The organism is Pseudoalteromonas sp. S2893, assembly GCF_005887105.1.
Lineage (GTDB): Bacteria > Pseudomonadota > Gammaproteobacteria > Enterobacterales > Alteromonadaceae > Pseudoalteromonas > Pseudoalteromonas atlantica.
The window spans coordinates 1-21,099 of record NZ_PNCY01000006.1; the positions used below are offsets into that span (position 1 = coordinate 1).

The following is a 21,099-nucleotide window of genomic DNA, read 5'->3' on the forward strand; positions in this document are numbered from 1 at the left end:
TTTGCTCTGAAATGCCGCGAATAGAGTCAACAATACTCGCTATATCAATTGTTTTTTTAGAAAGCAGTGTTACTTGCTCGGTAATGCCGTCAATATCAGTGGCAAGCGCTGAAATTGTAGCTTGGCTTTGCAGTACTTGCTGATGGCTTTGGCTGGTGTTTTCTTGACTGCTTTGCGTTAACTTGGCTGCATTAGCCGCACTTTGTGCTATTTCTTGTACAGTTGCGCCCATTTCGTTAATGGCTGCAGCTACCGAAATGGTTTGCTCTTTTTGATTATCAATAGACTGCGAGTTGTTTTTTGCTTGTTCAAATACATGATTAGAACTTTGGCGTATTTCTGTACTTTCGTTGGCGACTTGCTTTATGGCAGTTTCAATTTTATGAATAAACTGGTTAAAGCCATGGCTTAAATTGTTTAGCTCTGGCTGATTAGACTCTGGCAAACGGTACGCTAAATTAGCATCGCCTGATCCTAAACGTGAGAACAGCTCGGCCATATCCGAAAGCGGTGACGCTAAAGAACGTGCTAACAAGTAACTTAGCATGCTAGCAACGAGGGCTATCACTAGCGTAAAGGTAAATATTTGCCACTCCAATGTACCTACTGTCGCAAACACCTCACTTTTAGGTACTTGGGCTAATACGTATAAGTCGGTATTGGCTATTGGCATGGCTGCTAAAAATGTGGCTTCGTTATTAAGTGATAATTCTGTAATTGCAAAACCAGAAGGGTTATACAAAGTACTATGAACATTACTGCCATAAAGTGTGTCTATGTTTACTTTAGCCACTTTATTTGCATCTTTATGTAACTGAATTAAGCCGCTTTTATCTGCAATAAACACAAAGCCTGTTTGCTCAATTTTAAATTGTTGTAATAGCTTTTGCATGTCGGTAATGCTTTTTGCAAGCCCCGCTAATCCAAGCCCATTTGTTTGTTGATGATTTACAAACATTTTTACATCAGTCGGGGATTCTTGATAAATACTGATTGAGTACGGGTTATTTGAGTTGGTAAAGCCAAAAAACCACCCATCAGCCGCATCGTTTTTAAGCACGCGTAAAAATCCGTGTTGGTTCCAATATTGTGCTGTATCACGGTTAGCCCACGACGCCGTTGCTAAATCAAACTGCTTTGCTACGCGGTTTAATTCTTTGAGCAGTAGAGTGTCGTCTTGGTTATTTGAGCGCGCCCACTCTAAGATAAATTCATTTGATGATAGTTGCTGTGCAGCACCTAGTAGTTCGTTTATTTCGCCACCAATTTGATTACTAATACTGTGTAATTTGCTGGGTAGCTCAGATTCAATCATACGTCGTTCTATAATATCTTCAGAGCTATATAAAGACGTTAAACCAATTAATGCAGCGACACAGATTGCAATGGTACTGCCTAAAATGGTGATTTTTTGAGTGATAGTTAGGTTTTTTATCGTCATATTATTTAACTTTACAACTAGGTAGATAGCCATGTTAGCACATTATTAATTAAGCGCTAATTATTGCAATATATCTAAAAGGGTATACTCGCTTTTTATTATTACTAGCACGAAAAAGCCCACAGCGTATGCATGTGGGCTTGGTTTCTAACAAGCGAAACTAGTTATACAATTTTCTTCATAGCTGACATGTAGCCGCGTAGTCTAGCGCCAACAATTTCAACAGGGTGCTCACGTAGTGCAGTGTTAATTTGAATCAATGTTTGGTTATCTACTTGGTTACTTTGCTCATTTAAGCCTTTACCAATAACATCGGTGTCGATGTTTTTCATAAAATCGGCCAATAATGGTAAACACGCATGGTTGTATAAGTAACAGCCGTATTCTGCAGTATCAGAAATAGTACGGTTCATTTCGAATAACTTTTTACGTGCTATTGTGTTGGCAATTAACGGTGTTTCGTGTAAAGACTCATAATAAGCAGACTCGTCAATAATGCCCGCTGCAGTCATGGTTTCAAATGCAAGCTCAACGCCCGCTTTAACCATAGCAACCATTAAAATACCGTTATCGAAAAACTCTTGCTCAGAGATTTCTACATCACCAGCAGGGGTTTTTTCAAAGTTAGTTTCGGCAGTTTCTGCACGCCATTTTAGTAAGTTTGCATCGTCGTTTGCCCAATCTTCCATCATTACGCGTGAGAAAGTACCGTCGATAATGTCATCTTGGTGCTTGTTATAAAGCGGGCGCATAATAACTTTAAGTTCTTCGCTTAGTTCAAACGCTTTTACTTTTGCAGGGTTTGATAAACGGTCAAGCATGTTAGTAACGCCGCCGTATTTAAGGGCTTCGGTAATTACTTCCCAGCCGTATTGAATTAGTTTTGATGCGTAACCCGCATCAATGCCTTTTTCAATCATTTTATCAAAACATAAAATTGAACCGGTTTGTAACATGCCACAAAGAATTGTTTGCTCGCCCATTAAGTCTGATTTAACTTCAGCGATAAACGATGACTTAAGTACACCGGCACGATGACCACCGGTACCCGCAGCGTAGGCTTTAGCTTGTGCTAAGCCGTGACCTTGTGGGTCGTTTTCTGGGTGAACAGCAATAAGAGTAGGTACACCAAAGCCGCGTTTGTATTCTTCGCGAACTTCAGAGCCAGGACACTTAGGAGCAACCATGATTACCGTAATGTCTTCACGAATTTGCATGCCTTCTTCAACAATATTAAAACCGTGCGAGTAAGCAAGTGTAGAGCCTTGTTTCATTAAAGGCATAATGGCAGTTACAACGGCAGTATGTTGCTTATCTGGTGTTAGGTTTAATACTACGTCAGCGGTCGGAATTAGCTCTTCGTACGTGCCTACAGTAAAACCGTTTTCAGATGCATTTAGGTATGACTGACGACGCTCATCAATTGCTGATTGACGTAACGTGTACGATACATCTAGGCCTGAGTCACGTAAGTTTAAACCTTGGTTAAGACCTTGTGCGCCACAGCCAACAATAACCAGCTTTTTACCTTTAAGTGCATCAACACCATCGGTAAATTCACTTGGGTCCATAAATTCACATTGCGCTAATTGAGCTAACTGCTCGCGTAAAGGTAAGGTATTAAAATAATTCGCCATGTTAGTGTCCTATAATTCGTGTTTGTTAGATGCAAAGCGTATTTGCTTTGCTTAAACACACCATAAAAAAAAACTTTACTTGCGTAAAATGATATATTTGCACTAAAGTATTTCAAAAAATGAAACGTAGAGGCATGTAATGGATCATAAGCATTTAAATTACTTTTTGGCATTAGCTAAAACACTCCATTTTGCCAGGGCGAGCGAGCTATGCCATATAAGTGCACCTACATTAAGTCGCAATATTAAGCAGCTTGAAGATGAGGTAGGCGTTGCTTTATTTATACGCGATAACCGAAGTGTAAAATTAACTAAAGAAGGGGAGTCGTTTATTGATTACGCCACCTCTACACTGGCGAATTGGCAGCGCTTTAAAGCGAATGTGAAAGACCCAACCCAGCATATTTACGGTAATGTGAGTATTTATTGCTCAGTCACCGCCTCGTATAGTTTTTTGCATCAAATATTAGAACAGCTCCGCGCGCAGCATCAGCATATAGAAATAACGCTAAATACCGGCGATCCGGCGTTGGCAATAAACCGTGTGCTGGATGCCCATGAATCAATGGCTATTGCTGCACGGCCAAGTAAACTGCCTGCTCAAATTGCTTTTGTTAATATAGGCCACTCTCCACTGGTCCTTATTGGCCCTAAAATTCAATGCCCAATCAGCGAAAAAATAGCGAAAAACGCCCCACATATTGATTGGTCAGAACTGGAGTTTATTGTACCTGAGCAAGGTTTTTCTAGGCAGCGGTTAGAGCAGTGGTGGCGGAAAAATAATGTGCATGGAAAAATTTATGCACAAGTAGCCGGGCACGAAGCTATGGTGTCTATGGTGAGCCTAGGATTAGGTGTCGCCATGGTTCCCAAAATAGTGCTAGATAATAGTCCGCTACAAGACAAGGTACACGTACTGCCCAGTGAAAATTACCAGCCAGAAGGGTTCGATATTGGTTTGGCGGTGCTAAAAAAAGAGCTTAACGACCCTGCAATCAGTGCATTATGGAATATTGCACAAACTTTAGGCGCAAATGTTATTTAAGCTTTTAACGATTAATATAATTCAGTAAATAGTATGATTAACAGTTGCGTATGAGTTTACTATTACTTAACATGAAAGCTTAATAATAAAAAATAATGACGCACGAGAGTTTATAATAATTATGGATCATGCTGTATCGCTCGCTCATTCTGCTCAATGTTTAAAAAAAGCAATTCCTCTGATGGTAAAATACCGAATGCCGGTAACGCCTATCAATTACGCTATTTGGTATTGCTATGTGCAAGGCAGTAAGCCAGCATTAAATGCTGAGCTTGATCACGTCATTGCTGAGCAACAAACATGTACTCAAAATAAAGCAAAAGAAATTTTTGATAAGCATTTAAGCGAAGATGACTTAGTGTTTTTTCAAGAAATGGCAGATCGCTTCCATGGCACTATGGAGCAAGTACAGCATGATATAAGCGTTACCCTCGATCACTCTAAAAGCTTTACCACGTCGTTGGTAGATTCTCAAAATGAGTTAGCAAGTTTAGCTAATGTAAATTCGTTTAACGAAATACTCGGTTGTGTTGAACGCTTAACCGACGAGTCGGTGGCTATGCAAGACTATGCGCGAGAATTTCAAACTAAGCTTGCGGTAGCCTATAACGAAATTAAAGATTTAAAAGAAGCACTTAACCTTTCTCAAGAAGCAGCCGATACAGACCCCCTGACAGGCTTTTTTAATAGAAGAAAGTTTGATGATGATATTCAGCAGTTTTGTCAAACCTATTCAGAGCAAGCTGACGAGAGCGTATTGGCGGTACTAATCATGTTTGATATTGATCACTTTAAACGTTTTAACGACGATTTTGGTCATCAAAAAGGCGATGAAGTACTTAAATTAGTAGCCAAAAAAGTTTCGCAAAATATTTCCGATAGCCTGAATGTTTACCGCTATGGTGGTGAGGAGTTTTGTATTACCGGGTATTTTGACAGCATCAACGAGATTATGGTGTTTGCTGATAAAATTCGTTTAGATATTGCCTCATTAACTATCCGTAAAAAAGATGATGTAAATTCTAAACGTGCAATTTCTGCAAGTTTTGGGCTCGCTATTTTACGTCCATTCACGAAAGGTTCGGTACTTATTGAGCGCGCCGACCGTGCTTTATATATAGCTAAAACACATGGTCGCAACCGTATTGAAATAGCCCCTGATATTTAAATGTGATACGCATGTATAAAAATTGTGAATGATTGTAACCAGGTGGCGCACATTTGTGCTTACCTTGCTAGTATGGGTCACTTACTTATTTACTCATTTAGATTAGGTTAATGCGGCTCAATACTTTTATTTACATTTTTTGCTTTGTGGTGTGTTTTGTTTGCGTGCCTAGCACAGCTTCGCAGGCCTACAACGAACAAGAGTATGCGCAGCAACATATTACTGTTAAAAAGTGGCATGTAAATCTAAGTGTCGGCGCGGGTGTTATTACCAACCCTCTGCATGGCGGAAAAAACGTCCCGCTCCCTGTGATCCCGCGCATTGCTTTTTATGGCGAGCGTTGGTTTTTCGATAATGGTCGCCTTGGCTTCACACTTAAAGAAAATCAAAAGCATCATTTTAATATCGTTTCAGAACTGAACGCAGAGTCACGCTTTTTTATTGATTGGCATCCTAATAACCTCTTTGTTTTACCAGCAACCGCAGGTGCTTCTGCATTAGCGCAAAATAATCCCCAGCCTAAAAAAATAAATATCGATAATATTGATAATCGCCATTTAGCCCTAGATGCTGGGGGAAGCTATCATTATGTGCAGCAAAACCATGTGCTATCGATACAGTTATTACACGATATAAGTAATGTTTATAACGGTACTCGGGGCGCTATACAATGGCAGTACCACAGTGAAGTAGGGCGTTTAAAGTTAAAGCCAACGCTTGGGGTTAACTATAAATCAGCTGAATTAAACAGCTACTATTATGGTTTAAAAGCACACGAAACCTCATTAGGTAAAATTGACGTTGGTAGTAGCTGGCAACCTTATGCTAAAATCGACGCCAGTTGGCCATTGAGTGAGGCTAACAGTCTTCGTTTTCATGTAGCATATTACGACTATTCAGCTATGGATGGCAGTCCGCTTTTTGAACGTAACTATTCAATGACTGCTTTTATAGGATTCGATCATACTTTTTAATATGAAGTATTTAATGTTGATTGTGCTTACAGTTTTTCTGTTTAGCCCTCCCGTTGTAGCGCAAAATGCGTCTTTAAAGGTCTCTCCCAAAGTGTGTGTTGTGTCTGAGCAGCAAGCGTTTTGCGATCTCGATTTAAAGTTTAATTGGCAGCAACCATCGTCAAGCGATGCATGCCTGTACCAACAAAACAAACTGATTAAATGCTGGCAACAGCAGGCTGTTGGTGAGTTTGAGTATAAAGCGCGTGTTCAGGTAGAGACCATATACTCCTTAATCAATCCTCATACCGGTGTGTTAATTGCTAAAACACACGTTGAAGTGCAAAGTGCTGATGCTAAAAAAAGTAGGCGCAGGCTTCGCTCTCCATGGAGCTATTTTTAATTTAGGAGCAACTCATGCCAAAAATTTTACTTGTTGAAGATGACCTAGGTTTACAACAACTAACAAAAGATTATCTTGAACATAATGGCTTAGAAGTAGACGTATTAAGCCGTGGTGATGAAGTATTTAGTTATCTTGAGAATAACGCTGCTGATTTAATGATTTTAGATATTATGTTGCCAGGTAAAGATGGCTTTAGCGTATGTCGACAAGTACGTGATAAGTTTTCGTTGCCAATTTTAATGCTTACTGCAAAAGGTGAAGACTTTGATCAGGTGATTGGCTTAGAGCTTGGCGCAGATGACTATGTGGTAAAACCTGCAGAACCGCGTGTTTTACTGGCGCGTGTAAATGCATTACTGCGTCGCGGGCAACCCGTGGTTAAGGCCGCAGAAGAGATTCAGTTTGGTGATTTAGTCATTGATAAAACCAGCCGAATTGTTAAATTAAACGAAAACGAAATAGTACTGACATCCCATGAGTTTGAGCTATTATGGCTACTTGCCTCAAATGCAGGCGAAGTACTAAGCCGTGAACATGTTCATCAACATATGATTGGTCGTCAATACGACGGGCTTGACCGTACCGTTGATGTACGCGTGTCACGAATTCGCAAAAAGCTAGGTGATAACAGCGATAAACCTTACCGTATAAAAACCGTGTGGGGGCAAGGTTACTTGTTTGTATCAGACGCCTGGGAAAAATAATATATGAAGGTAAATAAGGAATAATGGGCAAACTATTTATAAGTTTATATGTTTATATCATTGTTTCTTTATTTATTGTTAGTGGTGTTATAGAACAAATTTGGCCTTACGAAGAGACGCAGCAGCAAGTGCTGTTAGATGATGAGTTTGGCCAAGCACTTTGGTTATTATCGCAAACCGATGATGGTCTAGATAAGCTAAAACACAGCTTTGAAAGCCAAGTTATTGCCCGCAAAGATCTTATTTTACCCCTTAAGCAGCAAGCCTCATTAGATAAAAATCATTACCTGTACCTGTATGATAAAAAGCAGCGCATAGTGTGGTATGTTGAGCTTGGTGATAACAAACTACTTCAAATTGGTCCTGTAGGCGTTATAAAAGCACCTGAAAGCTCTGTTATCCCGTATTTAATGTTACTGGCTATTGTAGGGTTACCTGTGGGGCTGTGGAGCTTTTTACTATGGCGTGATTTTTCTAAGTTACGCCATGCGTGCGAAGCGGTAGATGGCTCGCAAGACTTTAACTTAAGCAGTCCTTCTAAATCGTTTTTTTTACCCGTTACTGATACTCTAAAAGTAATGCAGCAGCGCATAGAGCATCTTCTTAGTGCGCAACAAGAACTGACCTCCTCTGTATCTCATGAATTTAGAACGCCCCTTGCACGATTAAAATTTGGTATAGCCATGTTAGAAGAAACACTGCAATCGGAAAAAGGGCAGCATTACCTAACTAATATGCAGGCAGATATAAGCGAACTTGAAGCGCTTGTGTGTGAAATGCTTGAATATGCTCGGCTTGATTCGCAGCAACCAAGCTTAGCTAGAAGCGACGTTGACTTGGCTGCCTTAACACAATCGGTCATTAATAAGCTAAATTTTGCAAGCGGCATAGAGTTTAATGCGGTGTTACCACAGGCTCTAGTGTACAAGTGTGATGCGCACTTTATTGCGCGTGTAATGCAAAACCTGGTGGGCAATGCGTTAAAGTACGCTGTTAGTCGTGTTGATGTCACACTCAAAGCGCAGGGTGATGCAATTTACTTTATTGTGGAAGATGACGGAGAAGGTATTTTAAAAAGCGACAGAGAAAGCGTATTTAAACCTTTTACTCGTTTAGATAAAAGCCGTGATAAAAGCACAGGGGGCTTTGGTTTAGGCTTAGCAATAGTGGCAAAAATTGTATCGTGGCATAAAGGGCACTATTCAATCACTGACTCATCGCTTGGTGGCGCTAAGTTTATAGTTACCTTACCTAATACCTATCCACAATAATACTTAATCATTTTGTGGGGCCAAATGTGTCGCTACCTACGTTAAAAATTCTCATTTACGATTGCATGGATGCAGAAGGTAGAGCAATGCAGGAGTAATTGCCGAGAACAACTAAATAGCGAATTTTTTGCTTAGCTATCCACACGTTTTCCATCCTCAAAATAGATCACTTTATTATGCGGATTGGTATAAAAGCAATTCACCTAAAAACGCCAGACATAAAAAAAGCGCCTAAGGCGCTTTTTGTGGTTAAAAACCAAAATCAACAAGTAGCAAAATAGTAGACCCGGCTACGTGGAAAAAGTTCTCAATTATTTTTCATTTTTTTTAAGTAGGGGCATCAGCATTTGCTCAAGCCCATTTAATTTAACCTCGTACATCATTGCAAGCTGCGCTCCGAGTTTACTTTCTGGAAACCCTTGCTGTTTAAACCACACTAGGTAGGGCTCTGGCAAAAGCAGCAGAGGTCTGCCTGCGTATTTTCCAAAGGGCATAATTGTATTAATGGCGAGCTTGAGTTCGGCTGTATCCATAATAAGTCAGTAATTGATAAAACGTATAATAGTAATACTACTGCTTATTAATAATAAACGCATTAAATAGTGGCTGGGTAAGCGGGCAAGTAAACAGAAATAAAATAGGCTGTGACGGGCAAGAAACAGCCTATTGAACGAGGGAGTAGGCCCTCTGATTGAATAAATTTGTGTTGATAAATAAATGCTTACCCTGCATTAATTAGCTGGAGTCTAATTATGCGACATAGGTGCGAAGGCGTTTATTTAAACAACACCGGTAGTTTATCTGTTTTTTTTACAGATAGAGAGAAGTAATGTAAAGGAATGTAAATAAAATGAGTTTTTAAACTAAAACTAATAAAAAAGCATTGTTAAAAATAAGGCGTTTTCATTTGGTTGTTTTTATTGTTTAGTATAAAAGTGCTATTTTTCGAATAGCTCTTGCTTTACGTGCTCGGCAAAACCACTTCCTGCTTCTAAATAAAAGTTATAGGTCGAGTTTACGCCCATCTGTTCAAGCTCTTTTTGTTGATCAGGGTAATTGGCGATAGCTGTTACTTGGCCGTTATAGCCTGAGGCTTGTAATTGCTCTAGTGCAAAAATATTTTGCATATGCTTTGGCATAGCTAACATGACCATTTCAACATGGGAGTGGTTAACGCGCTGCCAAAAGTCAGGGTCGGTGGCATCGGCAAGGAGTACCTTTCTATTGCGTTTAATATGTTTTTCTACCACCTCTGGTTTTATATCAATGCCCGCCACTACATTAGGGTGAGTCGCATTTATTGTTTCGTAGGCACCTGTACCTATGCGGCCCATACCAAATATAACGATTTTAGTGTCGTTTAAATTAACGGGTAGCTCTTCAGCTAAGCGGGTTTTGCTTTCGAATTTTAATAACCAGCGCTCAATTTTTACGTATAACTCGTTTGAGCGTTTATTAAGAGGCGATGCAATAACAAAGGTAATAGACACCGCAATAGCCATTACCGCCAGCCACTCTGAGGTGATCATGCCTGTAGAGGCTGCCACAGCACACACAATAAGGCCAAACTCACTAAAATTAGCAAGGCTAAATGCAGTGAGTAACGAGGTGCGTGCTCTGAGCTTAAAGGTATTCGTAAACACATAATAAAGTAAGGTTTTAACTGGCAGCACAAATATAAGGATTAACGCTACAATTAATGAATTAGCTGTAAGCTCTGCGTTTAAACCAATGCTTAAGAAAAAACCGACCAGCAAAATATCTTTTAAATTAAGCAGCGACTTTGAAAGCTCTCCCGCCTTTTTATGTGGCGCAAACATCATCCCCATAATGAGTGCGCCTAAATCGCCTTTTAAACCTGCAAAATCAAATGCGTTATAACCGGCTACCAACGCAAAGAAAAAGCCAAATAACGGCAATAGCTCACCATGTTTAGAGCGGTTAAGCACTGCATACATAAGTGGGCGCACTAAAGGGAGTGCAATAATTAAAGCAAGAGCCCACATATTAGGTACTTTGCCAGTGCTAATGGCTAAAAATATAACCGCAAAAATATCCTGCATAACTAAAATGCCAATGGCTATTTTTCCGTGTAGGCTTGCCATTTCACCGCGCTCTTCAAGTACTTTTACCGCAAATACAGTGCTTGAAAAGCTTAGCGCAAACCCAACTAATAAGGCACTTTGCCAGCTTAAATCAACAAACATAGGCACAGCAAAAATACCTAGCAGTAACATAAAGCCACTAAATAATGCACTGCTAAAAATAATGTGTAGGGTAGCGGGTGCCCATACTTGGGGCTTGATTAAGCTGTTTACTTTAAGTTTTAAGCCAATACTAAATAAAAGAAGTGTTACACCCAGTGCCGCAATGGTATCGAGTAGTTCGGTGCTTTTATAGCCAGATAAATTTAATGCAAAACCGGCAAGTAAAAAGCCAATAAGGGGAGGAAGTTTTAATTGATAAACACCAAAGCCACAAACAAACGCGGCGGCAAAATAGATTAGTTCCATAATTCTTAATATCACTTCATTTGGGATTGCAGTGTAGCGAAAATTTTATACCATTGAAAATAAAAATAGCCCTAAAAATGAGCGCGTTTAATCAATTACTTGCCCAGCTGCGTATAAAAAATGCACATTAAACACGTATTTAATCGTAAATAGCATGTAAATAACATTTTTTCACTGACATTGGCTTTTAAATATGGTTAAGATGCTTTAACGAAGGAGTTTAAGCTTGAGCAAAAAACTGTGCCGCTCAGCTTAAGGAGATAGATATGTTTAAAAAGATTTTAGCGTCGGTAGGTATTGGCGCTGCAAAAGTAGATACAATTTTAGAAACTGAGCATCTTCAGCCAGGGCAGCTTTTTAACGCTAATATCGTTATAACTGCAGGCGATGTGGCTCAAGAAATTGCTGGCCTTGATTTGTTTTTAATGACTCGCGTTAAAGTTGATGGAGAAGAAGGTGAGTACTTTACTAATCACGTAATTGATCAGTGGCGTATAACCGATATAGGCACCATTGAGCCAGGTGAAGTTAAAAGTATTCCATTTGAAGCGCGCCTTCATCCAGAAACGCCAATTACTGAAATTAATGCCGGCTACAACCAATCACATGTATGGATTGAAACAGGCCTTGATATTGATTTAGCACTAGACCCTACAGATAAAGACCATTTGCATATTTACCCTAACGAAGCTGTTAAAACCTGTATGCAAGCAATGGATAAATTAGGGTTTAGCTTATTAAAAGCTGATGTTGAAAAAGGCCATTTACGTGCGCCTACTTTTCAGTCGGTATCGGGGTGTTATCAAGAGTTAGAATACAAGCCTAATAGCCGCAGCTTATTTGGTATTCAAGAGATTGAATTATCGTTTGTACCAGAAGCACACAAAACGCATGTTTTAATTGAGCTGGATAGAGCATTTAGAGGCGATGGTTATGTTGATTTAACCATAGAGCACGACCATGTGAATTTATCGCAGTTGTGCGACCAATTAGAGCGTTTGTTTGCCTAAGTGATGCGTAATTTAACTAAACCCAGCTTAGGCTGGGTTTTTTATTTTAGGATTTTATATGTCGTTTAAATGTGCGCATTTTGATGCGCTTGATACGCGTACTTTATTTACGATAATGCGCGGCCGTGTTGATGTATTTGTAGTAGAGCAAACGTGTCCTTACCCTGAGCTTGATGAAGTAGACATTAACCCTAGTACTCAGCATTTATATGCAATTGCAGATAATAGTTTATTAGCTTATGCCCGCTGCTATGAAAAAAACGAGCAGTACAGTGCAATAGGCCGTGTACTGGTTTGCAAAAGTGAGCGAGGTAAAGGGCGGGCTACTGAGCTTGTAAATGCGGCCATAGCATGTTGTAAAAAGCAGTGGCCACAGCGTCATATTTATATAGGCGCACAAACCTATTTATTAGCATTTTATCGCTCTTTTGGCTTTACAGAAGTAGGGGAGCAATACCTAGAAGATGGCATCCCTCATCAAGATATGGTGTTAAATACGCTAAGCTAATTTATTACGAGTAAATTTAAGCTATTAAAAAGCCCACTTCACGCGTGGGCTTTACTTAATTTAGAACTTAATCTGAACTCGGGTTAGTTAAAAATAACGTTTTAACTTAACACCGAATGTAAAAACACAGCACCAATAGCTATAGGGCACACAAACTTAGTGTATACAGGCCATACTTTCCAAAATAGTGTGTTATGAACCTCAGGGTTACCTTGCTGTATTGCTTTTAGTAGTGAGCCACGGTACCAAATCCAGCCAACAAAAATACAACACATTAAGCCAAGCAAAGGCTGAGCAACTTTAGTTGTTAGGGTAATCACTAAACCAAATAAGCTTCCTAAGTTACATACTATGGTAATGCTCACTGCGCTTATTAGCGCGCCAATTAGCCATGTTGCCTGCAGGCGGCTCATTGCAAAGCGCTCCACCGTATACGATACCGGCGCCTCTAACATTGAAATAGAGGAGGTAAGTGCGGCTATACTCATTAGGGCAAAAAATGCAAAGCCTATAAATAAACCCACAGAGCCCATACCATCAAACAATGCTGGTAGCACTTGAAACACCAGTGTGTCTTCAGAGAGAAGTTTGCCTGTAGATGAAAAAATTTCTACGCCCTGAGCTTGTGCGACATACATGGCTGGTATAATTAAAAGGCCCGCTACAAACGCGATAAACACATCTATTAAGGTTACATATGCGCCTAGCGTGACTAGGTTTTCTTTTTTACTTATGTAAGAGCCATAAATAATCATCACGCTGGTGCCTAATGACAAAGAGAAAAACGCTTGCCCGAGTGCACTTACGAGTAAATTTGCATCAAATATAGATGAAAAATCAGGCACTAAATAGGCTTTAAGCCCTTGCATAGCACCTTCTTGGGTCATAACGTAGGCAATTAAGGCAAATAAAATACCTAAAAGCGCAGGCATCAGACGCTTAGACCATTTTTCTATGCCGTTTTCTACGCCACGACTAATAATAGCCACGGTGAGTATGATAAATACCACTGTAAAAATGATGTTTCGTGAAAGTGACTGCTCACTTAACCACGTTGAAGCTTGGTTTGCACCAGCTAATGTAGTGATAGGTTCAATTGTTGCGCTGAGCATCCAGCCTGCCACAATGGCATAAAAACTTAAAATAAAGCCCGCACATAAAATCCCGCCAAAACCAACGATAAAAGCAAAGCGCTTTTGCCACGCGTGTGATGTTATTTTTGTTAAAGAAGACACCGCATTAGCTTGTCCGTGGCGGCCAATTATAAGCTCAGCCATAAGTGCGGGGTATGCTAAAAAGAACGCGAGTACCAAATAAGCGACTAAAAAAGCGGCACCACCATTACTTGCTGTTTGGGTAGGGAAACCCCAAATATTACCTAAACCTACTGCAGAGCCTGCGGCGGCCATTATAAATCCAAAGCGAGAGCTAAACTCACCTCTAACTGCGCTCATATTGTTGTACTTCTCTATTTTTTGACGGCGCTGACAATCTACTGGAATTGCAAATAAATAAAAAGTACTTATTTGCTCAATTGTGACAATAATTATCGTCTGGTGTGTCTATCACGCGATGCATTTAATTAATGTTATCAACAGGTTTAGAATAAGGAGTTGATTTTGTGTAATAAATGTTAATTACAGTTGTGTAAATAATGTTTTACGAATCGTGATGCTGGCCAATTTTAAGGGTGAAACACGCCCCTTGAAGCCGCGAACTTTTACTAACACTTACACTGCCGTGATGCCAATCTGCCACTTTTGCAACAATGGCTAAGCCTAAGCCATAGCTTTTATCAGCACGGTTACGGTGGCTTTCTTCTCTAAAAAACGGGCTAAAAACGTTATTAAAGTTCTCTGGTGCGATGCCTGGGCCATCATCTTCAACTGTAATATATAAATAATGCTCATCGCGCTTTGCACTGACATAAATGGTGTCTTTTGCAAAGTCGCAGGCATTGCCAATTAAATTACTAATAGCCCGAGCAAGCCAATGTAAGTCAGCAAAAACCATATCGTCACTACTGTTTAGTTGTATTTTAAGTTGGCTGGTTTCAATTTTAGGCGAAAGCTGTGTAAGTAAATCTTCAAGATAGTGCGATAAATTAGTTTGCGAGTAGGTGAGCTGGTTGGCATTTTGCTCAAGGGTTGCAAAGGCTAAATAGCTTTTAAGCATCGATTCCATATGATCGAGATCGTTTTCCATACGCACAAGGTATTGTTTAACTTTAGGCATATCTGCGCTGTCGAGCGCAGCATCTAAGCCAAAGCGTAAACATGCGATAGGGGTTCTAATATCGTGCGATAAGCTCGATGCCATTAATTTGTTTTCCGCCACGAGCTTTTCTATTTGGCTAGCCATGCGGTTAAATGTAAGCTCAACATCTCTTATGTAGGTAAAGTGAGAGACCTTTATTCTCGCTTGTACATCACCTGCGGCAAACTTTTTAGCCGCATCGTTTAATACTGTTAAGCGTTTAGCTAGTGGGGCAATAATAAAGCCCATAAAAATGCAGAGTCCAGCATAAAACAACAAAGTTAAAATAATATCGTTGCGCTGATCTGTTTCAAAGCCTTTATCTAGGCGCATGGAAAGATGATAAGGCGACAATACTTCGCTACTGTAGAGCATATAAAAACCTTGCTGATCTTCTAAAATAAGGCCGCTTTGGGTATGCATTTGTAGTATTAAAGACGGCGGCAGGGCAAGAGATTCATTGTTTTTGTAATCAAGCTTTACATTAAAGTCATCTGCCAATTGCTTTACATAAGCTGCGCGCTCTGAGGTCGCTACACTACTCAAATGTTTACTAAAGCCGTTGATCATTTGGCTTTGTAGGCTAAATTCATCATGCGGTGTTTGAGTTTGTTGGCTAAATGCATCGATTAGCCAGCCCAATACAACAATAGAAAGCAGCGCACTACCGAGTAGTGAAATGTAAAATTTTTTCATTTAAACCGCCACGGTTACTATTCCCACGCAGTGGCAACAAGTAAATAACCACGCCCCCAAATTGTTTTAATTTTTTCTGGGTTTTGCGGGTCATCATGAAACTTTTTGCGCAGCGCAGATATTAGTACATCAACACTTCTATCAAGCCCATCGTATTCACGGCCTTTGGTTGCTTTAAACACAGCATCACGCGAGACTACTTGGCCTGCATTACTGGCTAAATAGTGCAGTAGGAGGTACTCAGCACTAGAAATAGCCATATCTTGATTATTAAGCGTTACACTGCGTGATTGAGTATCAATACTGAGTGCGCCTACAGTAATCACACTCTCGTTAGTGGTTACTTTAGTCGGTTCGCTGGTAAGGCGCAGTGCTGCTTTTATGCGAGCCAGTAATGCGCGAGGGCGCACTGGCTTCATGATGTAATCACTCGCACCTACTTCTAAACCAATTACTTCATCCATTTCATCATCGCGGGCGGTCAGCATAATAATGGGCGCGGTGTAAAAGCTACGTAGCTCTCTGCACACACTTATACCGTCTTGGCCTGGCAACATAATGTCGAGCAGGACTATGTTAGGGTTTAAGTTTTTTACGTGGCTTATTACTTCATCGCCGCGGTGGCAAACATGGGTGGTATAGCCTTGCTCGGTTAAGTACTCTGCAACCCATTGGGCTAAAGAGATGTCATCTTCAACTAATAAAATAGTGCCGTAATTATCCATAAAGCTTCCTTAGTGTTAGAGGGTTGCCGTGTGTGGATTGAAACTCGCCCTTAAATAACCCTAAGGGCTGCATAGGTTTGGGATTTATGCTGCGTTAGTGCCTATTTAGGTGAACGACCACACTTTATAAACGCTGACTTACTTAATTACCAAACACATTGCTGTAAAATCAATCACGAAAGGTCACACCTCTAATTAGAACAAGCGCCAGCGGCGTTTTTTTTGTCTATTTTGATAAACCCACTGCAGTTTAACCTCTGTTGTGGCAATAACTTGGGCTGTATTACTATCAAACAATTCAAAAGAAATACTTTGCTGGGAGTCGAAGGTATATTCAAATACGCCTTGTTGCTGCTTTAACCAGCATTGCATTATATATTTTGATGTTGCGTCTCTTAGGCAGTAATTACCAATAGTTGGTTGCTGCCAGCTAAGCGTTACATCAGCGTAGCAATTACGGCCCTCACGTAGTGCAACACAAGTGTCGGGCAGCGCAATTAATGGGGCCGTTTTATCTGTGGTTTTAGCAGATGAAATAGCAGGGAAGATCAATAATAAACAGATCCATCTAAAATACATAACGTAGGCCTACCTTGGCTTTATGTTGATACCCTTGAGAAATAATGGGGCTGTCGTCTATTTCTTTTGAAAACCACGTTGTTAACCAGCCAGACAAAAACACCCAATCTTGAGAAATAGGGTACTCAGCATGAAACTCAAACATAATACTGGTACTGCCATTAGGGGTGTAAATAGGGCGATTAGCGGTGGCTTCGTCTGCATCTATACCAAAGTAATAGTTAGTAAAACTGCCCGAATAAGCGCTAATACCCACCCCAGATCTAAACTCCCAATTACGCCATGGCAAAATATGGCTAAAAAAGGTGTTAAACACCCAGCCATTATGTGTACCTGTAATATCATGTAAAAACTCAAACGAAATTTGCGAGTTTTCAAAGCGGCGCGTTAATCTTAGCCCAGCATCAAAATCGTAATTACGCGATTTTATACCCGCAAGCTCTTCTATTACACCGTGGTTGTAAAAACCTAAACCTTTGTCATCAAAGCCAGCCTGAGTATTGGTGCCTAATATATCCAAGCCCCAATCAAATTTATCTATAAGGCTGTAACCCACAACTAAGCCGCCGCTTAATTGGTTATGATCAAAGTCGAGATAAAAGTTTTCGTAGGAAATAGCCAGGCTTAAATCGAGTTCAATGCCATCGTCGTAGGAATCAAGGCCAATTAGGTAAGAGTCTTCTACATAATAACCAGCCCCAGCGCTCCAATCCCACGCAAAGCCTTGGGTGGGCTCTAGCGTGTTATCAGCATAGTATCGATTGCTTGCCTGGCTTTGAAAGCTCAAAAAACTGGCGCAAAGCAATACGCTATTAATAAAAGTATGCTGTAAGAAAGCGTTTTTCATCCCTGGGGACCTAATTATTATTTGTTATTAAGCGTATTATATTGGTAAGTGAATCCTTGAATCTGTAAAAAAATGTAGTTTTTTACGTTATTGCACTTTTATTTTGTCAATTAAAATACTGCTTAAGTAATATTGCATCATAGGCGTTAAGGCACTCACCTCTGTACGCGTACATGGGCCTTGTAGTTTAGTTAAGCTGCTTAATTTAGTAATGGTTTTAAAGGGCGGTACAGTTACTTCCTTACCTGCGCGCGCTATACGGGCTTGCTCGGTATTTTGTTGATGTACAAATGTTGCCACTTCTAACTCATTAGTAATTTTTTGCTCTCGGGCAAAGCTAAACAATAAAGGCTCACGGTGGAAGCTTGCGCTGTCTATTGATGATTTTGCAAACCACACCACATCGCCAGAGGCGCGGTGCGTAATGCGCATGCTCACTTGCGCTAGTATGGTGGCGCATTGTTGAGTAGGGTATTGCTGCGCTACTTTGGCAAATAAAGGGTAAGGGTTTTCAGGTTGAGTTAACGCATATTTTGTATCGTCAGTAAATGCTAAATCTAACTGATGAATAGCTAACGTGTAGTCACTGTTTTTGCTATCAGTCACTTCTAAGCCTTTATCGTTCAAGGCTTGGGTTATTTGCTTTAATAGCGTGTCAGTTACGCTTGCTTTATCGGTTGTAATACGCACTGTTTGGCCGCGTGTTACTTTGTGCGCCGGTAACTGTACAGACTTAACTTTTGGCGATGCGTGCTCTGTTTTATACTCAAGCTGGTAAGTTTCGCTCTTTAATGTTGGCTTTAACGGTAAAGCCAAAGGCTCGGCCGGCTGCTTGGTAATTGCACAACCTGCTGATAATAATATAAAAAGTGATACAACTATAAAACGCATAAATACTTAACATCCACTTAAAAAGCCAATAATCGCAACATTGTACGTTAGTCCTATCAAAACTTCATGATATTATGCACATAGATGTAGTTAAAAAAGAATAAATTTGTAACGAATGAAGTATCTCACTAATTTTATGTATGTTTGGGTCGCTATTTGTCTATCTTTATCGCTTCAGGCAATAGCTAAAGCAGACTCAAGCTGGGATGGATTCGTAAAACAGTATGGACGCTACGCAGAAAAAAAACTCAACAGTAAAGGTATTCCTGGCGCTGCGCTTTCGATAGTGAGTATTGGTAACGCCGATTATATCCACACCATGGGCCGCACCAAGGCAAGAAGTGGCACACAGGTTAACCGCCACACCCGCTTTAGGTTGGCTTCGGTGTCAAAAACATTTGCAGGGTCGTTAACTGCAAAGCTTGCAAGTGAAGGGTTAATAGATTTATTTAAACCGGTAAGTGAGTATATACCTGCCTTTAAAGGCACGGTTTATAAAGATAATTTAAAAGTATTTCACTTATTAAGCCACTCCAGCGGTTTGGTTCCTAATGCGTATGACAATTTAATCGAATCAAGAATGGATTACCCCGATATTGTCGAAAAGCTATTAACAGTAAAGCCCATTTGCGAACCAGGCCAATGCTATGGCTATCAAAATGTGATGTTTAGTTTAATTGATGATGTCATTTACAGCAGTACCAATAAAAAATATGACCAGTGGCTGCAAGAGGGAATTTTTACACCATTAAAAATGAGCGATACCAGCTTAGGCTACGATGCAATGGTGCAGGATAAAAATTATGCGCTGCCGCATGTTAGAGGCAAAAAACGTTGGTACACAGCCAAGCTGAAAAAAAACTATTATAAAGTCGGCCCGGCTGCGGGCGTAAATGCAAGTGCCACCGATATGGCAAAATGGTTAAATGCGCAATTAGGGCAAAACCTAGATGTACTTTCTTTAGATGCACTTGCTACACAAACACGTCCTTATACACTTACAAAAAAAGAGCGTTATAGACGAGTATGGAAAAAGGAATTAGAACAAGCTTATTATGGATTAGGCTGGCGTGTTTATAACTATAACGATGAAACGCTTTATTATCATAGTGGCTGGGTGCAAGGCTATCGCAGTGACTTAGTGGTTATACCGCATTTAAATGTGGGTTTTAGCTTGATTGTTAACGCGGAAACAGGCGTGATAAATGAATTAACTACTGAATTTTTAGACCGTTTATTAAAATACAAACGCACTAAATAAAACAGGCCTAAAATTGCCTAAAAAGCGCCGTGCTTTAAATTTATTGTTTAAAGGTAAAAAGCATAAATAAGTACATATAATAAAAAAACCAGCTTAATGCTGGTTTTTTTATAAAAAGCTCACTGCACAATTAACTTATGCGCGTGGTAATTGAATCTTTTTTTCTGCACTTTGACGATACAATACAACAGTGTGACCTATTGTTTGTAGCTTAGTAGCGCCGGTTTCACGAACGATTGCATCAAAAATAAGTGCTTTTGTTTCACGATCGTCAGTAGGTACTTTTACTTTAATCAATTCGTGAATTTCTAATGCACTTTGAATTTCGACTACTACGCCCTCGGTTAAACCGTTAGAACCTAGTAAAACTACAGGCTTAAGGCTATGTGCCTGACCTTTTAAAAACTGCTTTTGTTTGTTTGATAATGTCATGTTTATACAAATTTTGCTGAATATGGCTTGAATTAAGGGTATTCTAACGCCATCTAAAGAATATTACTAATTAGTTGCGTGTTAATTTATGACAAATAAAAAACATTCAGCCAGTTCAAAGCGATGGCTGAAAGAACATTTTGATGATCAATATGTTCAGCAAGCGCAAAAAAAAGGCTGGCGTTCTCGAGCTGTTTTCAAATTAGATGAGATCCAAAATAAAGATAAACTGATTCGCCCTGGTATGACCGTTGTTGATTTAGGTGCTGCACCTGGCAGTTGGTCACAATACTTAGCCGAGAAAGTATCTGATAAAGGTCAGGTTGTTGCGTGTGACATATTACCTATGGACTCACTTGCGGGGGTTGACTTTTTACAAGGCGATTTTCGTGAAGAAGCCGTACTTGATGCATTGTTAAAACGCATTGATGGTAAAAATGTTGATGTGGTACTCTCTGACATGGCACCAAATATGAGCGGTAATAACTCGGTAGATCAAGCGGGTAGCATGTATTTGGTAGAATTAGCACTTGATATGTGTCATCAAGTATTAAAGAAAAATGGTGCATTTGTTGTTAAAGTGTTTCAAGGTGAAGGCTTTGATCAATACTTGCAAGACGTTCGTAATAGTTTTAAAGCAGTGAAAATACGCAAACCTGATGCCTCACGTGCCCGTTCTCGGGAAGTATATATAGTAGCGACCGGCTACAAACTGTAGTACAGTTGCTTGGCGTTTAGTTGAATTTAAATTAATTG

At 40.0% G+C, this 21,099-nt stretch carries 21 protein-coding genes; 10 read left to right on the plus strand and 11 right to left on the minus strand.

Annotation, left to right across the window (positions count from 1 at the left end):
• Both CWC04_RS02285 and ilvC read right to left on the minus strand, forming a co-directional pair.
• Positions 1-1,441 (minus strand): methyl-accepting chemotaxis protein (locus CWC04_RS02285; RefSeq protein ID WP_138684505.1); only part of this gene is annotated, 1,441 nt, incomplete at its 3' end.
• 164 nt (positions 1,442-1,605) lie between these two features.
• A complete protein-coding gene (ilvC, locus tag CWC04_RS02290) occupies positions 1,606-3,078 on the minus strand; it encodes a ketol-acid reductoisomerase (RefSeq protein WP_126006323.1) in 1,473 nt (490 codons plus the stop codon).
• 139 nt (positions 3,079-3,217) lie between these two features.
• On the opposite strand from ilvC, the gene ilvY reads away from it, so the two are divergent.
• The 6 genes from ilvY to CWC04_RS02320 all read left to right on the plus strand — a co-directional run bounded on the left by ilvY (position 3,218) and on the right by CWC04_RS02320 (position 8,625).
• On the plus strand, positions 3,218-4,123 hold the full coding sequence (gene ilvY, locus CWC04_RS02295) for an HTH-type transcriptional activator IlvY (RefSeq protein ID WP_121637162.1): 906 nt from the start codon (positions 3,218-3,220) through the stop codon (positions 4,121-4,123).
• Positions 4,124-4,244: 121 nt separating this feature from the next.
• Positions 4,245-5,291, plus strand: a complete 1,047-nt coding sequence (locus CWC04_RS02300; RefSeq protein ID WP_004587362.1) for a GGDEF domain-containing protein — start codon at positions 4,245-4,247, stop codon at positions 5,289-5,291.
• A gap of 164 nt (positions 5,292-5,455) precedes the next feature.
• Positions 5,456-6,265, plus strand: coding sequence for a MipA/OmpV family protein (locus tag CWC04_RS02305; protein ID WP_138684506.1), 810 nt, complete (start codon positions 5,456-5,458; stop codon positions 6,263-6,265).
• A 1-nt stretch (position 6,266) separates the two neighbouring features.
• The gene (locus CWC04_RS02310) at positions 6,267-6,647 is read left to right on the plus strand and encodes a DUF3019 domain-containing protein (RefSeq protein WP_171038551.1); all 381 of its coding nucleotides are present in this window, start codon (positions 6,267-6,269) and stop codon (positions 6,645-6,647) included.
• A gap of 14 nt (positions 6,648-6,661) precedes the next feature.
• Positions 6,662-7,354 (plus strand): response regulator, encoded by a 693-nt coding sequence (locus tag CWC04_RS02315; protein ID WP_024031826.1) that lies wholly within the window; start codon positions 6,662-6,664, stop codon positions 7,352-7,354.
• A 23-nt stretch (positions 7,355-7,377) separates the two neighbouring features.
• On the plus strand, positions 7,378-8,625 hold the full coding sequence (locus tag CWC04_RS02320; RefSeq protein ID WP_126006328.1) for an ATP-binding protein: 1,248 nt from the start codon (positions 7,378-7,380) through the stop codon (positions 8,623-8,625).
• Positions 8,626-8,936: 311 nt separating this feature from the next.
• Here the strand turns inward: CWC04_RS02320 and CWC04_RS02325 are convergent, their stop codons facing one another.
• Positions 8,937-9,158 (minus strand): DUF3820 family protein, encoded by a 222-nt coding sequence (locus CWC04_RS02325; protein WP_004587357.1) that lies wholly within the window; start codon positions 9,156-9,158, stop codon positions 8,937-8,939.
• 405 nt (positions 9,159-9,563) lie between these two features.
• On the minus strand, positions 9,564-11,138 hold the full coding sequence (locus CWC04_RS02330; RefSeq protein ID WP_054982159.1) for a cation:proton antiporter domain-containing protein: 1,575 nt from the start codon (positions 11,136-11,138) through the stop codon (positions 9,564-9,566).
• 266 nt (positions 11,139-11,404) lie between these two features.
• Between CWC04_RS02330 and CWC04_RS02335 the strand changes: the two genes are divergently transcribed.
• Both CWC04_RS02335 and CWC04_RS02340 read left to right on the plus strand, forming a co-directional pair.
• A complete protein-coding gene (locus CWC04_RS02335) occupies positions 11,405-12,148 on the plus strand; it encodes a sporulation protein (RefSeq protein WP_029773443.1) in 744 nt (247 codons plus the stop codon).
• Between the two features lie 58 nt (positions 12,149-12,206).
• On the plus strand, positions 12,207-12,656 hold the full coding sequence (locus CWC04_RS02340; RefSeq protein WP_004587354.1) for a GNAT family N-acetyltransferase: 450 nt from the start codon (positions 12,207-12,209) through the stop codon (positions 12,654-12,656).
• A gap of 101 nt (positions 12,657-12,757) precedes the next feature.
• Here CWC04_RS02340 and CWC04_RS02345 read toward each other — a convergent pair whose 3' ends face one another.
• The 6 genes from CWC04_RS02345 to CWC04_RS02370 form a co-directional block, all read right to left on the minus strand.
• The gene (locus CWC04_RS02345) at positions 12,758-14,110 is read right to left on the minus strand and encodes a sodium-dependent transporter (protein ID WP_138684508.1); all 1,353 of its coding nucleotides are present in this window, start codon (positions 14,108-14,110) and stop codon (positions 12,758-12,760) included.
• A gap of 205 nt (positions 14,111-14,315) precedes the next feature.
• Positions 14,316-15,608, minus strand: coding sequence for a HAMP domain-containing sensor histidine kinase (locus tag CWC04_RS02350; RefSeq protein ID WP_138684509.1), 1,293 nt, complete (start codon positions 15,606-15,608; stop codon positions 14,316-14,318).
• A 17-nt stretch (positions 15,609-15,625) separates the two neighbouring features.
• Positions 15,626-16,333, minus strand: coding sequence for a response regulator (locus CWC04_RS02355; RefSeq protein WP_138684510.1), 708 nt, complete (start codon positions 16,331-16,333; stop codon positions 15,626-15,628).
• A 195-nt stretch (positions 16,334-16,528) separates the two neighbouring features.
• Positions 16,529-16,912 carry a DUF3019 domain-containing protein gene (locus CWC04_RS02360; RefSeq protein ID WP_004587350.1) on the minus strand — a complete coding sequence of 128 codons (384 nt, stop codon included), beginning with the start codon at positions 16,910-16,912 and terminating at the stop codon, positions 16,529-16,531.
• Positions 16,902-17,759 (minus strand): MipA/OmpV family protein, encoded by an 858-nt coding sequence (locus CWC04_RS02365; RefSeq protein ID WP_004587349.1) that lies wholly within the window; start codon positions 17,757-17,759, stop codon positions 16,902-16,904. Before CWC04_RS02365 ends, CWC04_RS02360 begins: the two co-directional genes overlap by 11 nt.
• Positions 17,760-17,846: 87 nt before the next feature.
• Positions 17,847-18,650, minus strand: coding sequence for a hypothetical protein (locus CWC04_RS02370; RefSeq protein ID WP_138684511.1), 804 nt, complete (start codon positions 18,648-18,650; stop codon positions 17,847-17,849).
• 115 nt (positions 18,651-18,765) lie between these two features.
• Between CWC04_RS02370 and CWC04_RS02375 the strand changes: the two genes are divergently transcribed.
• A complete protein-coding gene (locus CWC04_RS02375) occupies positions 18,766-19,911 on the plus strand; it encodes a serine hydrolase domain-containing protein (RefSeq protein ID WP_138684512.1) in 1,146 nt (381 codons plus the stop codon).
• A gap of 135 nt (positions 19,912-20,046) precedes the next feature.
• Here the strand turns inward: CWC04_RS02375 and yhbY are convergent, their stop codons facing one another.
• Positions 20,047-20,343 carry a ribosome assembly RNA-binding protein YhbY gene (gene yhbY, locus CWC04_RS02380; RefSeq protein ID WP_004587346.1) on the minus strand — a complete coding sequence of 99 codons (297 nt, stop codon included), beginning with the start codon at positions 20,341-20,343 and terminating at the stop codon, positions 20,047-20,049.
• Between the two features lie 88 nt (positions 20,344-20,431).
• On the opposite strand from yhbY, the gene rlmE reads away from it, so the two are divergent.
• The gene (gene rlmE / locus CWC04_RS02385) at positions 20,432-21,061 is read left to right on the plus strand and encodes a 23S rRNA (uridine(2552)-2'-O)-methyltransferase RlmE (RefSeq protein ID WP_138684513.1); all 630 of its coding nucleotides are present in this window, start codon (positions 20,432-20,434) and stop codon (positions 21,059-21,061) included.
• Positions 21,062-21,099 lie beyond the last annotated feature (38 nt).

What these genes read in the sequence shown, in the direction of transcription:
- ilvC (WP_126006323.1), bottom strand. Translation starts at nt 3,078, where the DNA reads ATGGCGAATTATTTTAATACCTTACCTTTACGCGAGCAGTTAGCTCAA.
- ilvY (WP_121637162.1), top strand. Translation starts at nt 3,218, where the DNA reads ATGGATCATAAGCATTTAAATTACTTTTTGGCATTAGCTAAAACACTC.
- CWC04_RS02300 (WP_004587362.1), top strand. Translation starts at nt 4,245, where the DNA reads ATGGATCATGCTGTATCGCTCGCTCATTCTGCTCAATGTTTAAAAAAA.
- CWC04_RS02310 (WP_171038551.1), top strand. Translation starts at nt 6,267, where the DNA reads ATGAAGTATTTAATGTTGATTGTGCTTACAGTTTTTCTGTTTAGCCCT.
- CWC04_RS02315 (WP_024031826.1), top strand. Translation starts at nt 6,662, where the DNA reads ATGCCAAAAATTTTACTTGTTGAAGATGACCTAGGTTTACAACAACTA.
- CWC04_RS02320 (WP_126006328.1), top strand. Translation starts at nt 7,378, where the DNA reads ATGGGCAAACTATTTATAAGTTTATATGTTTATATCATTGTTTCTTTA.
- CWC04_RS02325 (WP_004587357.1), bottom strand. Translation starts at nt 9,158, where the DNA reads ATGGATACAGCCGAACTCAAGCTCGCCATTAATACAATTATGCCCTTT.
- CWC04_RS02330 (WP_054982159.1), bottom strand. Translation starts at nt 11,138, where the DNA reads ATGGAACTAATCTATTTTGCCGCCGCGTTTGTTTGTGGCTTTGGTGTT.
- CWC04_RS02335 (WP_029773443.1), top strand. Translation starts at nt 11,405, where the DNA reads ATGTTTAAAAAGATTTTAGCGTCGGTAGGTATTGGCGCTGCAAAAGTA.
- CWC04_RS02340 (WP_004587354.1), top strand. Translation starts at nt 12,207, where the DNA reads ATGTCGTTTAAATGTGCGCATTTTGATGCGCTTGATACGCGTACTTTA.
- CWC04_RS02345 (WP_138684508.1), bottom strand. Translation starts at nt 14,110, where the DNA reads ATGAGCGCAGTTAGAGGTGAGTTTAGCTCTCGCTTTGGATTTATAATG.
- CWC04_RS02350 (WP_138684509.1), bottom strand. Translation starts at nt 15,608, where the DNA reads ATGAAAAAATTTTACATTTCACTACTCGGTAGTGCGCTGCTTTCTATT.
- CWC04_RS02355 (WP_138684510.1), bottom strand. Translation starts at nt 16,333, where the DNA reads ATGGATAATTACGGCACTATTTTATTAGTTGAAGATGACATCTCTTTA.
- CWC04_RS02360 (WP_004587350.1), bottom strand. Translation starts at nt 16,912, where the DNA reads ATGTATTTTAGATGGATCTGTTTATTATTGATCTTCCCTGCTATTTCA.
- CWC04_RS02365 (WP_004587349.1), bottom strand. Translation starts at nt 17,759, where the DNA reads ATGAAAAACGCTTTCTTACAGCATACTTTTATTAATAGCGTATTGCTT.
- CWC04_RS02370 (WP_138684511.1), bottom strand. Translation starts at nt 18,650, where the DNA reads ATGCGTTTTATAGTTGTATCACTTTTTATATTATTATCAGCAGGTTGT.
- CWC04_RS02375 (WP_138684512.1), top strand. Translation starts at nt 18,766, where the DNA reads ATGAAGTATCTCACTAATTTTATGTATGTTTGGGTCGCTATTTGTCTA.
- yhbY (WP_004587346.1), bottom strand. Translation starts at nt 20,343, where the DNA reads ATGACATTATCAAACAAACAAAAGCAGTTTTTAAAAGGTCAGGCACAT.
- rlmE (WP_138684513.1), top strand. Translation starts at nt 20,432, where the DNA reads ATGACAAATAAAAAACATTCAGCCAGTTCAAAGCGATGGCTGAAAGAA.